12 protein-coding genes and 1 pseudogene are annotated in these 14,281 nt (G+C 41.8%); 6 read left to right on the forward strand and 7 right to left on the reverse strand.

From position 1 onward, the window contains the following. Positions 1 to 853: 853 nt before the first annotated feature. Both F6K49_RS27295 and F6K49_RS27300 read left to right on the forward strand, forming a co-directional pair. Positions 854 to 5,098 (forward strand): S8 family serine peptidase, encoded by a 4,245-nt coding sequence (locus F6K49_RS27295; protein ID WP_293101633.1) that lies wholly within the window; start codon positions 854 to 856, stop codon positions 5,096 to 5,098. A 598-nt stretch (positions 5,099 to 5,696) separates the two neighbouring features. Next, positions 5,697 to 6,269 carry a Uma2 family endonuclease gene (locus F6K49_RS27300; RefSeq protein WP_293101636.1) on the forward strand — a complete coding sequence of 191 codons (573 nt, stop codon included), beginning with the start codon at positions 5,697 to 5,699 and terminating at the stop codon, positions 6,267 to 6,269. Here F6K49_RS27300 and F6K49_RS27305 read toward each other — a convergent pair. After that, positions 6,251 to 6,406 carry a hypothetical protein gene (locus tag F6K49_RS27305; RefSeq protein WP_293022921.1) on the reverse strand — a complete coding sequence of 52 codons (156 nt, stop codon included), beginning with the start codon at positions 6,404 to 6,406 and terminating at the stop codon, positions 6,251 to 6,253. The genes F6K49_RS27300 and F6K49_RS27305 overlap by 19 nt on opposite strands. 219 nt (positions 6,407 to 6,625) lie before the next feature. Here F6K49_RS27305 and F6K49_RS27310 point away from each other — a divergent pair, with 219 nt between their 5' ends. After that, on the forward strand, positions 6,626 to 6,763 hold the full coding sequence (locus F6K49_RS27310) for a hypothetical protein (RefSeq protein ID WP_293101639.1): 138 nt from the start codon (positions 6,626 to 6,628) through the stop codon (positions 6,761 to 6,763). A 69-nt stretch (positions 6,764 to 6,832) separates the two neighbouring features. Then, the gene (locus tag F6K49_RS27315; RefSeq protein WP_293045649.1) at positions 6,833 to 7,060 is read left to right on the forward strand and encodes a hypothetical protein; all 228 of its coding nucleotides are present in this window, start codon (positions 6,833 to 6,835) and stop codon (positions 7,058 to 7,060) included. A gap of 676 nt (positions 7,061 to 7,736) precedes the next feature. Here F6K49_RS27315 and F6K49_RS27320 read toward each other — a convergent pair. The 5 genes from F6K49_RS27320 to F6K49_RS27340 form a co-directional block, all read right to left on the reverse strand. After that, entirely contained in the window at positions 7,737 to 7,922 is a 186-nt protein-coding gene (locus F6K49_RS27320) for a hypothetical protein (protein ID WP_293030181.1), read from the reverse strand. 21 nt (positions 7,923 to 7,943) lie between these two features. Further along, the gene (locus F6K49_RS27325; protein WP_293071483.1) at positions 7,944 to 9,101 is read right to left on the reverse strand and encodes a GTPase; all 1,158 of its coding nucleotides are present in this window, start codon (positions 9,099 to 9,101) and stop codon (positions 7,944 to 7,946) included. Between the two features lie 412 nt (positions 9,102 to 9,513). Continuing rightward, entirely contained in the window at positions 9,514 to 12,213 is a 2,700-nt protein-coding gene (locus tag F6K49_RS27330) for a PhnD/SsuA/transferrin family substrate-binding protein (protein ID WP_293101642.1), read from the reverse strand. Positions 12,214 to 12,358: 145 nt separating this feature from the next. After that, the gene (locus F6K49_RS27335) at positions 12,359 to 12,547 is read right to left on the reverse strand and encodes a hypothetical protein (RefSeq protein WP_293101645.1); all 189 of its coding nucleotides are present in this window, start codon (positions 12,545 to 12,547) and stop codon (positions 12,359 to 12,361) included. Further along, complete coding sequence (locus F6K49_RS27340) at positions 12,534 to 12,770, reverse strand: hypothetical protein (RefSeq protein ID WP_293024782.1); 237 nt, start codon at positions 12,768 to 12,770, stop codon at positions 12,534 to 12,536. The genes F6K49_RS27335 and F6K49_RS27340 overlap by 14 nt, the downstream gene beginning before the upstream one ends. 13 nt (positions 12,771 to 12,783) lie before the next feature. On the opposite strand from F6K49_RS27340, the gene F6K49_RS27345 reads away from it, so the two are divergent. After that, positions 12,784 to 13,176: a hypothetical protein gene (locus F6K49_RS27345; protein ID WP_293024784.1), complete on the forward strand. Its 393-nt coding sequence runs from the start codon at positions 12,784 to 12,786 to the stop codon at positions 13,174 to 13,176. 182 nt (positions 13,177 to 13,358) lie between these two features. On the opposite strand, the gene F6K49_RS27350 is transcribed toward F6K49_RS27345, so the two are convergent. Continuing rightward, positions 13,359 to 13,793 carry an ATP-binding protein gene (locus F6K49_RS27350; protein ID WP_365940123.1) on the reverse strand — a complete coding sequence of 145 codons (435 nt, stop codon included), beginning with the start codon at positions 13,791 to 13,793 and terminating at the stop codon, positions 13,359 to 13,361. 229 nt (positions 13,794 to 14,022) lie between these two features. Here F6K49_RS27350 and F6K49_RS27355 point away from each other — a divergent pair. Then, positions 14,023 to 14,281: pseudogene (locus tag F6K49_RS27355) on the forward strand (hydratase); the annotation flags it as partial.

The following is a 14,281-nucleotide window of genomic DNA, read 5'->3' on the forward strand; positions in this document are numbered from 1 at the left end:
CTGTACCCCCATCTCCCCATCTCCCCACCTCCCCACCTCCCCATCTCCCCATCTCCCCATCCCCCCATCTCCCCATCTCCCCATCTCCCCATCTCCCCATCTCCCCATCTCCCCATCTCCCCATCTCCCCACCCTCCCTCTAATTATGGGTATTCAACCTGACTTGATATTACTAACACAAGCTATAAAAAGCTTTTTAAGCATCCAATAAAAGCTTTTTATAAATACTTTAACTGCAGTAAATTAATTCAACAAAATCTTTAACTAATCGATACGTAGAATTACGCTAACTTGATAATAAATAGCGAATTTTCGCTTAGTTTTAAGCTATAAATGGAAGTAGTCAGCCGACAGCTAACGCCGCGCATCTACCATTGCCAGCTATCAGCCATGGCATGAGCTGAATGCTTACCTATAAATAGGGATTTTTTTCCGGTTAATTATCTTATATGAAGGAGAAAAAATCAATTCATTATAATGATATTCCGGATTTTTTTAGGCACCAATCAATATCTGTGCTCACTGTTGAATACAACAATTACGTGGAGAAGGTCGTGATACCGTTAACTTTCACAATCTAATCAACTCTGGTATTAAGCTCAATTTGGCTGAAGGCACTGGTCTGACTGCCGGACACAAGTGCCTCAAAGCCTGATTATGCCTGGGTGATGGGATGCAGGTTTTGAGCGGAAGGTCCGAGACAACTGGCTAACACTATCAGATAGATGAAACCAACAAAAAATTAATTAGATTCATTCAAAGTAAATTTACCTTCAAGGTTCAGGTTGATTAATTAATTTTATGGCTTTCAAGGGTGTATCAATTTCCGACAAAAAAAATTGTAGGAGTTGATATGAGTTTTTTCATATTTAATGAAGATGCTAGCATTTTTGATGCAGCGAGTTCCTTACCAAATTCAGACCCATTCGCCACCAATTCAAACAATAATAACTCTCCTGTAGGTATCAGTGAAGGAGCTGAATTAATCGAAGTAAACCAAACTATTACGGGATACTTAAGCCAAACAGATTTAAATAATCCGACTCTTACTGGTAAATTCAAAGATGATTATTTACTAACAGGAGTACTGCCAGGACAAGAGATACTAGTAGAACTTAATTCTACTTTTGATAATTTTTTACAATTAGTTGATGCTAGTACTGGAGAAGTAGTTAGTGTCAACAATGACTTTGCTGGTACTCGCAATTCCCAGATAGAGTTCACCGCAGAAGAAAATATTGATTATATTCTCAGGGCTAGCAGTTATCGTCCTCGCGCTACAGGAAAGTATAACATTACAGCTTTCTCTAAGGTAGAAACTCCCGGATTAAGTTTTGCCTACGATAACAACGAACAAAATATTAGTGACAACCAGGATTTTAAGAGTTTAAAAGTTGCTGTTGATGGGGATACTGTCAAAGTAGAAGCAGAAACCTATGGTGATTGGTCACCAGGAGTTCCTTACCTTTATTTCACGGGTGGAGATAATGGACAGGTACTTTCTCGACTATCAAAAACAAGCTTTGAAATTGTTGGAGCAACTCCAGGACGAGCCGGTCTATTTAGTGTGCCTCTTAGCAATGGTACATCAAGCACAACAGGTTCTAAGCATTCTTTTGAGTTCTCCTGGTCTGAGGTGTTTGGAAATGCTACCCAAGTAGAAGGTTGGCTATATTCCATGTCTAGCAGGGATGGAGTAGGCTCTCCAAGGGGCGAGAAATTGAAAGTTATAAAACCTACCGATCCTACTCTAGTTGATCCTGATATCGATAGCTCTTCCAATGACATTGTAGGTAACACCTTCAGTGAAGCTCGTAGTGTCAGCGTGGCGAGTAATGGCAAAACTTATGAAGGATGGGTGGGAAACAATGATTCTGCTGACTACTATGCCTTTAGCTTATACGATAACAACGAAAAAAATATTAGTGACAACCAGGATTTTAAGAGTTTAAAGGTTGCTGTTGATGGGGATACTGTCAAAGTAGAAGCAGAAACCTATGGTGATTGGTCACCAGGAGTTCCCTACCTTTATTTCACGGGTGGAGATAATGGACAGGTACTTTCTCGACTATCAAAAACAAGCTTTGAAATTGTTGGAGCAACTCCAGGACGAGCCGGTCTATTTAGTGTACCTCTTACCAATGGTACATCAAGCACAACAGGTTCTAAGCATTCTTTTGAGTTCTCCTGGTCTGAGGTGTTTGGAAATGCTACCCAAGTAGAAGGTTGGCTATATTCCATGTCTAGCAGGGATGGGGTAGGTTCTCCAAGGGGCGAGAAATTGAAGGTTATAAAACCTACCGATTCTACTCCAGTTGATCCTGATATCGATAGCTCTTCCAATGACATTGTAGGTAACACCTTCAGTGAAGCCCGTAGTGTCAGCGTGGCGAGTAATGGCAAAACTTATGAAGGATGGGTGGGAAACAATGATTCTGCTGACTACTATGCCTTTAGCTTAGGCGCTACCAATGACTTTGAACTTAATCTCACTGATTTAGATGCTGATGTTAGTGTCCAGTTATTAAACACTAGTGGCGTTGTAATTGGTAGCTACACTAGCTCTAACAGTGGAGATATTAGTATTGATAGGGAGCTTGGTGCTGGTGCTTATCGAGTTAGGGTTTCCACGGCTAGTGATGAAGGAACTGATTATGATTTAAATTTGGCGGTAACACCAAAGATTCAGACAGTTAGTGGTGTTACTATAACCACTACTGGTTCCGATGCACGGGTTACTCAATCGACCGCAAGTTCTTTACCCTCAATAGAGGTAGATGATTTTCGTAGTGGGAACAAAGCTCTAGGTTCTCGCCCTGAGTTTTCCGGTATAGATGGTAGTGGTTACACGGCTGTAGTTATAGATACGGGAATCGATTTAGACCATCCCTTTTTTGGACCCGATAGAAATAATGATGGTGTGGCAGATCGAATTATCTATCATCAAAACTTTGCTGATGACGATATGGATGCGAGTGACATCACTGGTAATATTCCAGGAACAAATCGTAGTATTCCAGGATCAAATCATGGTTCTCATGTAGCTAGTATTATTGCTTCACAGGATCCCGATAATCCTGGTGTTGCACCAGGAGTTAATATTGCAGCGCTGAAAGTTTTCAAGTCATCTGATGGTGGTGGTGATTTTAGTATGATAGAACAGGCTTTGCAGTGGGCTTTGAATAATGTGGAGACACACAAGATTGTCAGTGTAAATCTGTCATTAGGTGCTGGCAACTATACACCTCAAAATTTAAATAGAGCTCAAACGGATTATGGTATTGACGATGAGTTACTAGAGTTAAGAGCAAGGGGTGTGATAGTAGTTGGAGCTTCTGGTAATGATTTCTTCCCCAACAATAGCGTGCAAGGCGTAGCTTATCCAGCAGCAGATCCTAATGTTATTTCTGTTGGAGCTGTTTTTGATGGCGATGTGGGTTCTAGAAGTGGGAACAGTGGAGCAATAGCTAATACTAGCGGTGTAGATCGTATAGCTCCCTTCTCCCAAAGACATAGTACCTTAACAGATATATTTGCTCCAGGGGTAGATATAATTGGTGCTGATGCTGACGGTGGTACTGTACCAATGGATGGTACAAGTCAGGCAGCTCCTCATATCAGTGGTATGGCAGTACTAGCGCAACAATTAGCTGAACAAGAACTTAATCGTACCTTAGAGCCTACAGAATTCATACAGCTTTTGAGAAATACTGGTCAGCAGGTATTTGATGGAGATGAAAATCGCAATGGAAGAGTTGATGGAAATGAAGAAGATGATAATGTTACAAACACAGGCTTAACATTCCGTCGTGCTGATATGTTAGGTCTAGCCAATGAGATTATGGATCTACAACCACCTGGAGATAGGGATATCGACCTTTCTGCTCTAAATCTTAGTTTAGGACAGACTACCATAAACACGGGAAGTAACTTTAATGCTAATTTCCAAATCCAGAACACAGGATTTGATGATCCTGGCTCTTTCGATGTAACGTTTTACCTGTCTAATGACAAAAAAATTACTACTGATGACAGGAAGATAGAGAGTTATACTGTCAGTGACGGTAAGCTAGGAGCTAGTGGTAGCACGGGGTTATTGTCGGTAAGCCTATCCTTACCAAACAAAACAAGTCCTATCTGGAAAAGTTTCGGTAATGGTGTTGGTTATATTGGTATGATTGTAGATAGAAAAAATACTGTGGGTGAGACTAACGAGTGGAACAATACTAGTTCTGCTGCTAAGGTCAATATTATGGGCTTACGTCCTGACCTTTATGTTGGAAGTTTCCGCCCGGCACAGACTACCATAAACACGGGAAGTAACTTTAATGCTAATTTCCGAATCCAGAACACAGGATTTGATGATCCTGGCTCTTTCGATGTAAAGTTTTACCTGTCTGAGGATAGCAATATTGATACAACGGACTGGGAGATAGGGAGTTATACTGTCAGTGACCGTGAGCTAGGAGGTATTGGTAGCACGGGGTTATTGTCAGCAAGCCTATCCTTACCAAACAAAACTAGTCCTATCTGGAAAAGTTTCGATGATGGTGTTGGTTACATTGGTATGATTGTAGATAGAAAAAATACTGTGGGTGAGACTAACGAGGAGAATAATACTAGTTCTGCTGCTAAGGTCAATCTCAGGCAGAGTGGAAGAGTATCTGTAACCATAGATCGAGTAAAAGGAGACTTAGACAGTGACCGTTACGGAATTTTTCCAAAAGCAAATGACTCTGATTTCTATAGCATAGTTTCAATAAACAATGGAAGTGAAATCGTAAGTCCTCAAAGACCTAATGATAATGACGTTCGTCCAAACTGGCGTTTTAGTAGAAGTGTCTCTGGTGTAACTATTCCTATAGACATACAGCTTCTTGATAGTGATGGTGGAACCCGAGGTGGTGATGATCGCGCAGATATAGATCCTGGTAGCGATAAGAATCTCAATCTTCGCTATAACTTGTTTACAGGTGATGTAACTGGAGATCTTGATATAGAATTTGAGGAAATACAAAGACGGCGTAAAAGAGGTGAGAGCGATATTTATTCCAAGGGTGGTAACGGAGAAATTTGGTTATCTTTGGATTTTTCTTAATTGAAGCCCATACTCAACTCTAGGTTCCAAAGAAACAATAATCAGGGTTACCTAGCAAGCACCAGGTTCTACCTCATCTAAAATTTTCAATCAAACAAATACAAAGCTGCACGTAGTTAAATTTATTGCGTGCAGCTTTTGCTTAAACTACCTTAATATCAAAAGTATAAAGTTTATTTCTTTCTCAGAATCCTAAAAACAAACCAAAGAAATCCCACTCACCCACAATCAGTAAAACTACGATAACCTGAGTTCGGGCCCGCGCAGATTGAGGCAAAAGCCAGTCGAGGTTAAGGCTCGCTTTCTTGGGTTGATGGCAGTATGCAATCAATCCGCACAAAACATGGACGCAAAAATTAACCGTTGAGCTTCGTTATTCCCATCAAAATTAGACTCGTACTCCTGCTCCCTTTGTTCTTTGTTCTTTGTTCTAGCTCCATTTGTTAATATAACTACTTTCTAGAGTATGCCCCGACGATCACATTATAGTTATAGCTTCCCTAGCTCGTAATCTAACTCTGACACTATGGGAATAGGGAGTCGCGAGTCGAAAGTCGCGAGTAGAATTAGTATAGAGCTACATCCACAGAGTATAATTATGAATCAGGCAATACATGAGAGAGTATACTGGACTATTCATGACCTAGAATTGCTACCAGAAAATGAAGGAACACGCTACGAAATCATTGATGGAGAATTATTTGTCACTAGAGCGCCTCATACTAAACATCAGCAAACCTGTGGCAAAATTTTTCGACAGCTAGATGCTTGGTCTGAAGCAAGTGGTTTAGGAGAAGCTATTCCTAGTCCTGGTGTCCTGTTTTCCGAATCCGATAATGTTATTCCCGATGTCGTTTGGGTTACTCAAGAAACCTATACATTAACCTTAGACGAATCTGGACATCTAACTGGTGCCCCAGAATTAGCAGTCGAAGTTTTATCTGCTAGTCAACAAGACCAAAGACGAGACCGAGAAGCTAAACTAAAACTTTACTCTTCACGAGGCGTAAAAGAATATTGGATTGCTGATTGGAGGTCTCGCAAGCTCGAAGTTTATCGCCGAGAAAACAGTCAGCTCAAATTAGTAGTAACCCTTTTCAGCCAAGATACCCTAACCTCTCCTATCCTACCGGGTTTTAGTTGTACTGTTAATCAGTTTTTTCCGAAATAAAAGGGAATAGGAAATAGGGAGTAGGGAGTAGGGAGTAGGGAGTAGGGAAGAGTGTGGGGAGGGTGGGAAGTGTGGGAAGTGTGGGGAGATGGGGAGATGGGGAGATGGGGGAGATTTTTATTAAGGGTAATTGTCATAACATGATCTAACAGTTGCGTAGGGTGTGTTAGGGGCGGGCTCATTTTCCGCCTCTTCGCGCCTTTTTGGGACAGCCCGCCCCGTAACGCACCACCGGGTCAAACAGCTTTTAGGAGATGCACCCAAAGGGAAAAAATTATCACAATTCATTTAAGTTTGCTAAACATTTCCATTATATCTTTTCTCAGAGTAATTAGGTACACAGGATTTTTTCCCTCTTGCCTCTTGCCTCTTGCCTCTTGCCTCTTGCCTTTCAGCAATTTAGGTATCCCAATTTAAATGCTGAAAAGCTTTTGCGATCGCATTTTTTTAGCGATCGCATTTCTTTACATTACCCCTCAAAAAAAAACTTCTAAAAACCCTTGACAATATAAACTATAATCATTACTATTATATATGCAAATAAAAAACAAAAGGTTCACCTTATGCCATCAGAATTTCCAACAAATTCAGAGAACAATCCAGACGATTATTCCAACAAAAAAATCCGTGTTCAGCACATTTTGAAAGGCTCCCGCAAGGCAATAACTAATACCATGCATACCCTCTATGCACTGGGCTACACCGAAATATCCGAGTGGAGTCCTCTGCAGCCGACGGATGTTCCGGGAGAATTCATAACAATTAGCACCAAGTACTTCAGACTCCGTTAACACGTTAAATTGCTGGGGGGTTTTCCCCCGGCCAAACCATCCGGTTGAGTCGTGTAAGATCACTCACGTTTGGATAGGTTGGAAAACTGAATGACATAAGGTAAATTCCTAGCCGTGGATAGTATTTCTGCGGCTATTTTTTTTGAAGGTTAGCAGGTTATTAGTTTAAAGGTTGAAGGTTAGTTAGTTGAAGGTTGAAGGTTGGTTAGTTGAAGGTTATGATGTTGAAGAATAGTAAAAAAGTTGCGTAGGGTGCGTTAGGGACTGGCTTGCCCTGATTTTAACGGTCGCCAGTGTTGGGAGAGCCAGTCCCGTAACGCACCACCGGGTCAAACAGCTTTTAGGAGATGCACCCACAGGGAATAGGGAAAAAATCTGTGTAGTTGCGTAGGGTGCGTTAGGGACTGGCTTGCCCTGATTTTAACGGTCGCCAGTGTTGGGAGAGCCAGTCCCGTAACGCACCACCGGGTCAAACAGCTTTTAGGAGATGCACCCACAGGGAATAGGGAAAAAATCTGTGTAGCTAATTAATAGGATAACCGCTATAGTTACTAGCAATTAGGCAAAAACTATAATAAACTCCCCATCTCCCCATCTCCCCATCCTCATAAGGGTAGGTTTTTTACAAAGGGGCGAGTAGGTACTTTGATTACGTATAAATTCCTCAAAATATGTATCAAAATACACAATATTTTCCGGGATAATTCTCCCCATTTCCCGCTCTTCCCCTCCTGGGAGGGGTTAGGGGTGGGTTCCGATTCCCGACTCCCGATTCCCGACTCCCGATTCCCGACTCCCGACCCAAATGTAAAAAACCTACCCCTGTGAGATCTCCACACTCCCCATCTCCCCATCTCCCCATCTCCCCATCTCCCCATCTTTCCTAATCTGAAGGGGGCAATTCCCGATCGCTCAAGCTTTTTTTACCTGTTCCCGCATAATATTTATATTGTTCAATGATAATTTTCGCCAGCTCAGAAAGGGGTATTTCTTTACCATCAACCTGAGCTTTCACATAAATCTTAAGTGCTTTAATATAAGATAGACCAAGAGCCAGGGTTAGTGCTGCTGCCGTTGAGCCTGATATTGCTCCACCAAGCACGGTGCCTGCACCAGGAATCATTTTGAGTAAATTCGCGACAATTACTTTACCCACTGCAGTCATTCCTCCTGTACCCCCAAGAGCAGATATCACCATGCCCAGAAAAGCTCTTTCAACCGTTAATCCAAAAATGCTAGTGATGTTAGCAATCATTACCGTTTGCATAGTTACCAAGATTGGCGCATCAGAAAACGGAATTGGTGAGGCACCAACCAATGCTGAACCAGTAACGTAACCCGTAACATATTTAAACGCTTCACCTGCTTTTAGTTCAATATTTCTAATCTGTTCTCTCAGAAATGCTTTGCGCTGGGCTTCCGGCAGTAAATTTGCCGTCACTTCTACTAAACGCTCTAAACCATGGGCTGTCACCGTATAATCATCATCGATAGGTTTTGATTGTGCTAGCACTGGAATAATCTGACTAACCGGTAGATTCTTACCCTCTAGGAAAGCAATAAACTCACTACGTTTTTTCGTTAAGGTTTGAGTCAGCACTAAGATAACGGGTACATCTTTTTGTTGCAGGCTCTTTAGCCATTCTTCCTCAATCGGATCCAATCGAGCTGTTTCATGATTAAGGCAATACCACACCACATGAATATGTTCTTTTGCCTCTAGTTTCCTTTGATCATCAATTAGTTTCGAGATATCTCCCCTTACTCGTTCAATCTGTTGAGCTTTAAGTTCTAGCCCTGGTGTATCGTACACTGTAATCGGGCAACCTGTTTTCGTATAACGACGAATGGTTTGAGTAACAGGATAGCCCACTCCAGTTTCTGCCAGACGAGAGCGAAAAATTGTGTTTACTAAAGTACTTTTTCCTACACCGGTTTTACCAATTACTAAAACATTACATTGCTCAACTTTGCTCTGGGCATCTTCATAGGCTTCGCTCATTTTGCCTAACAGTTCATCAAACGAAATGTGCTCTGACATTAGTAGTTTTCTCCTTTAGCAATTACCCAGAAGTATTGAATCTAGCCATAAAATTTTACCAAAATCCCTGATTTTTGTCTATAGCAAAGGGAGTAGGGAGTAGGGAGTAGGGAGTAGGGAGTAGGGAGTAGGGAGTAGGAAATACGGCATCAAAAATTATCACAATTCCTACACAGATTACTATATCGTTATTGTCACCAGAGCAGGAATATAGCGTTTCTCATAGCTATGAGGTGCGCTTGACCCATTAAGAATTAAATTCGCCACGGGTCGCACCTGAGGTACACAATATTTTTTCCCTCTTGCCTCTTGCCTTCCCCTCCTGGGAGGGGTTAGGGGTGGGTTCCTGCTCCGAAGTCCCTATTCCCTATTCCCTATTCCCTATTCCCTATTCCCCCAATTATAATGATACTTAATCGACATAATGTTCGATAAAGTTCCTAAGTTTCTTCACATTAAATTCCTTAGCAAATTGAAATATCACCTTAGCAAATGGGACAAATTTAGCATCTAATTCTTCCAGCTTTTTTGCTTCTTTGCTGATTTCAAACACATTACCTTTCTTAGCAAACTCATAAAGTTGGAGCAGCACATCGGATGGGGGAGGCACAATGGCATCTAGGTTGATTTCTTCAGCTCCAGCATCTATTATAGTTTCTGGTTTTGGTATGAAGTCTTCATACACCCATTCCAGTTGCAAATGCTGTTTTAATTTTTCCAGTAATTCGGCTACGTCCACTGGTTTAGGAATAAAATCATCGCAGCCTGCAGTCCAACTCTCTTGCTTGTCTAACTCATAAACACTGGCAGATGAAGCAATAATCAACAGATCTTTAAATTTATCTGATGAGCGCAGACGTCGCATCATTTCCAAGCCATCCATCACCGGCATCACCAAGTCAGTAATAATTAGATCAGGGTTACATTCTGTGGCTTTTTCCAAACCCTCAACGCCATTACTGGCCTCCAACAGATCAAATCCTAGAGGTTGTAACACATTCACAATTACAGAGCGATTCTCCCATTTGTCATCTACTACTAGGATTTTTTGTGGTTTACCCTGATAACCTATAATGGTTTTGGTAGAGGCTTGCTTAGTCTCAATCACAGCTGTGGTAATGGGTAACTCTAAATCGATAGAGAAAATGCTACCTTGGGCATAAGTACTCTCAACATTGATACAACTTCCCATCAACTTGATAATTGTTTGGCTAATCGCTAATCCCAGTCCAGTACCTTGAGCACGATTATAAACATCCCCCACCTGTTCAAAGGGCAAAAATATTTTTTCCAGTTGTTCTGGGGTCATCCCAATCCCAGTATCTTTAATGATAAATCGAACTATGACTAGGGGGGATTGGGGAGTAGAAAGTGCTTGGTGGTTACTGATAAGTTCTACCTTAAAGGTGACTCCGCCATGGTCAGTAAACTTAATGGCATTGCCCAAAAGATTAAGCAGAACTTGTCGCAATCGTTTGCCATCAGCCAGGATACCGTCTGGCAGATGGGATGAGGGTTGATAAATAAAAGCAATCTGCTTTTGCTGGGCTTTGACGCGGCACATTTCTACAACTTCTTTCAAAAAGGACGGCAAATGAATTTCTGTCGGAAACAGTTCCATTTTCCGAGCTTCGATTTTGGATAAGTCTAAAATGTCATTAATCAGATGGAGTAGATAGTTGCCACACTGATAAATAAGATTGATCTGGTCTTTTTGTTTAGCAGTTATCTGTGGATCCCGTTGCAGAATTTGGGCATAACCCAAAATGCCATTGAGGGGAGTACGCAATTCATGACTCATATTAGCCAGGAATTCACTTTTGGCGTTATTAGCCTGATCAGCCGCTTCTTTAGCTGCTTTGAACTCAGCTGTACGTTCCTCAACCCGGATTTCCAGTAAAGCATTGGTTTTTCGCAGTTCTGCTTCAATTCGCCTACGCCCAGCTAGATAAACTAGACCATAGCTAAATCCAAAGCAGGAAACACCAGCAAATAACAGCCAATAGCGGTAGTGATGGATAACTTGACCCAGAGTCACTTTTCCCCAATCTTCGTAGGGACGAACCCGCAGATTGCGTAAGGTTTCGTGACAAGGTTGGTAGTTGGCCGGGATGGTCCAGCCGTGATAAAGACCAGCTTTGGCCGCTGGGTGCTCAGAAGGCATGGTAATTAATGCGATCGCAACCTCTTCCGCTAACTCCATTGGGGTATGGGGTAGTGTGGAAAAGGGCCATTCTGGATAAAGTTTAGTACTCAGAGCAAAAGGGAAAGTGTCCTGATATTGAGTTTGCTGATTCAGGATCACAAAGTCATCTAGATTAATTTTGCCCTCCTGTGCCATACGTTCCAGGGTATCAGTGCGGACAGTGCCAGCATCGACAATACCATCACGAACAGCGTAGACCACTGCGTCATGGCTACCACCAAAGTGGAGCGCTGGAAAGTCACGGTAGGGGTTAACTCCAGCTTCTAACAGAGTTTCCCATGCCATTTGCCAGCCCCCAAAGGCAATTTCACTGACGGCTATAAAGGTTTTACCCCGTAAATCCTTTAAATCCTGGATATCATTGCGGTCAGCATGACGCAGGATAACCGCTCCAAATTGGGTGTAAGGCTTACCTAGGCGTAGATTTTTTAGGGTGGCAATTCGTCTTGCCCCATAAATCCATTCCAACTCTACATACATTCCAGGGTTAGGCAACACAAAGTCCACCTCCTGGTTAGCTATTATTTCTTCGAGGGTGTCAAACTCTAGTGGTACAAGTTGGAAAACATAGCCGGAAATCGTGTCACTGAGATAGTCTAGGGTCGGTTGCCATTTTGCCTTAGTATGGTCAACACCCCGAATTGCCATCACTCCCACCTTAACAATCTTTACCTGTGAATTCATTCTTTGTCCTGTTCCATCTACAGGTTCCTGAGCAAGAGTAATCCCTGGGGCAGTCGATGCTATTGCTGATGCTATGACTGATAATCCTATGCCTATAATCAGGCTAGATTTAATTAAGAAATAAAGACGAATCATAGTATAGTACTTTTCAATTATGTGAGATACAAAGTTTTGGGTTTTAGGGAGTCGGGAGTCGGGAGTCGGGAGTCGGTGTAAGAACATTTAATGTCCCTCATAACTATGAGAAACACTATATATCTTTTCCGGTTAATAAATTCTAGTTTTAATTCATCAATACCTATTTCCTTCATTAATTAATAATTAACAGGCTGAATATAGCGTTTATATCATGTCCGGATAATTACCCTTAATAAAAATCTCCCCATCTCCCCATCTCCCCACACTTCCCACACTTCCCTCTCTTTCCCGATTCCCGATTCCCGATTCCCGATTCCCGATTCCCGATTCCCGATTCCCGATTCCCGATTCCCGATTCCCGATTCCCGATTCCCGATTCCCGATTCCCGATTCCCTGCGCTATACTAATTATTTTCAAGATACTTTTCTATCAATAGTCTAATTTTTGGTAATTTAAATTCATTAGCATAATTCGATATAGTCTGAGCAAAGGGAACAAATTTATCATCTAGTTGAGGTATTGGCTGATACACCCACTCTAACTGCAAATATTGCCCTAAGAAAACTTGATTGGTAGCTTGCACTACAGACAAACCATCTACTATTCTTCTAAAAGGTGGACAGAAGTCGTTTTTTTTCACGGACGTATTACCTATGGTTGACTATTTTATCCAAGCTACAGAACGCCCTTGGATGAGCATTTATTTAAGAATCCTCGCCTTTGTCTTTGCCTATGGCGCGATTGTCCACTTTGGTAATATAGCAGGTTTTGGGGAAATGCCGTGGTTAGAAACACCTTTAATCTGGAGAATTGGCGATGTTTTCTATGGCATCCTCGATACAGCAGCCGTGATTGGACTAGGAGCACGAAAATTGTGGGGCATTGGATTATGTTTACTTGGAATTCTCTCTCAGTTTATTATTTACACAGTATTTATCGATTATTTTGCCTCCACCCCTGAGCAAAGACAAACCATCTACGGTCTTTTGGGAACTGAAGCAATTTTAGTGCTGATATTGACTACATTATTCCTGTTAAGAAAGTAATTTTTTTTATAACTAAACAATGTCAGCTATCAGCTATCAGCTTTGATGGGCAAATCCCCAGACTTTAAATTATCATTAATATCTCAATCTTAAATTGAGCCGTTCCCGTAGCGTGGCCATAGGCCTGCATAGGTTTATTTTAAGCTGACTGCTGACTGCTGACTGCTTACGGCACCTCTTGATCAACCCACTCTAATTGTAAATACTTCTCCAATAATGCCAGTAATTTCTGCTTTAGCAACAATATATATCACAGGTAAGGTGACATCAAACCAAAATGTTGAACCTTGGCATAATTGACTTTTAACGTTTATTTTACTTCCCATCAATTTAACGATTTGCTGACTGATAGCTAAGCCTAAACCCGCTCCAGCTATCCGAAGCTGGGTATCCCCTACTTGTTCAAAGGGTTGGAATATTTTATCTAACTGTTGAGGACTGATTCCTATCCCAGTATCGATCACCTCAAAGCGAATCTTCCGAGAATGGATGTTATAATATCCCCCTTGAATGCTTTTGTTGGAAGACTGAGAGATTGCTAAGATAGGGTTTTGTTTCTCAATGACTCCTCTTGGTCGTGAATTCTCTATCTGTATACTTCCCCTTCTGTAACTCAGAAGTAAGGCGTTGCTGAATTAAGGAATGAATGCGCGATCATCTGGTTTTATTACAGCCCCCTAAATCCCCCGAGCGAGGGATTGCTCGCTCGGGGGACTTTGAGAGTTTTGTTCCCCCCAGCGAGGGATTGCTCGCTGGGGGGTTAGGGGGGCAAAACCATACCCATAATCAGCAACGCCAGAAGTAACACCACAAAATTGAACTAAAGCAATTTTCGGATCTTGAGTTATGCCAAATGGTTTGAATTATGAAAACAGCTCTAGCAACACCATGCAAGATATCAAATCTATTTCCCTAGCAATTTTACTATTGGCTTCGGTTCTATATCTGCCAAGCTGCAACCTCACTGGGGCTAAAAAGAACTCCAACTCAACTAGTAGCTCTTCTACTAAAGTTTTAGATCAAACCCCTGATGCTCGTCTGGTGGAGGAATTGACAACTAGCTATCTCAACAAAACCCCAGCTAGGGCAGTTGCGACTAAGCTAA

The sequence above is a fragment of the Moorena sp. SIO3I6 genome, from assembly GCF_010672095.1.

Bases quoted from the DNA above. Each gene is read 5' to 3' on its own strand.
- F6K49_RS27295 (WP_293101633.1), top strand. From the start codon at position 854: ATGAGTTTTTTCATATTTAATGAAGATGCTAGCATTTTTGATGCAGCG.
- F6K49_RS27300 (WP_293101636.1), top strand. From the start codon at position 5,697: ATGAATCAGGCAATACATGAGAGAGTATACTGGACTATTCATGACCTA.
- F6K49_RS27305 (WP_293022921.1), bottom strand. From the start codon at position 6,406: ATGACAATTACCCTTAATAAAAATCTCCCCCATCTCCCCATCTCCCCA.
- F6K49_RS27315 (WP_293045649.1), top strand. From the start codon at position 6,833: ATGCCATCAGAATTTCCAACAAATTCAGAGAACAATCCAGACGATTAT.
- F6K49_RS27320 (WP_293030181.1), bottom strand. From the start codon at position 7,922: ATGGGGAGATGGGGAGATGGGGAGTGTGGAGATCTCACAGGGGTAGGT.
- F6K49_RS27325 (WP_293071483.1), bottom strand. From the start codon at position 9,101: ATGTCAGAGCACATTTCGTTTGATGAACTGTTAGGCAAAATGAGCGAA.
- F6K49_RS27330 (WP_293101642.1), bottom strand. From the start codon at position 12,213: ATGTTCTTACACCGACTCCCGACTCCCGACTCCCGACTCCCTAAAACC.
- F6K49_RS27345 (WP_293024784.1), top strand. From the start codon at position 12,784: ATGGTTGACTATTTTATCCAAGCTACAGAACGCCCTTGGATGAGCATT.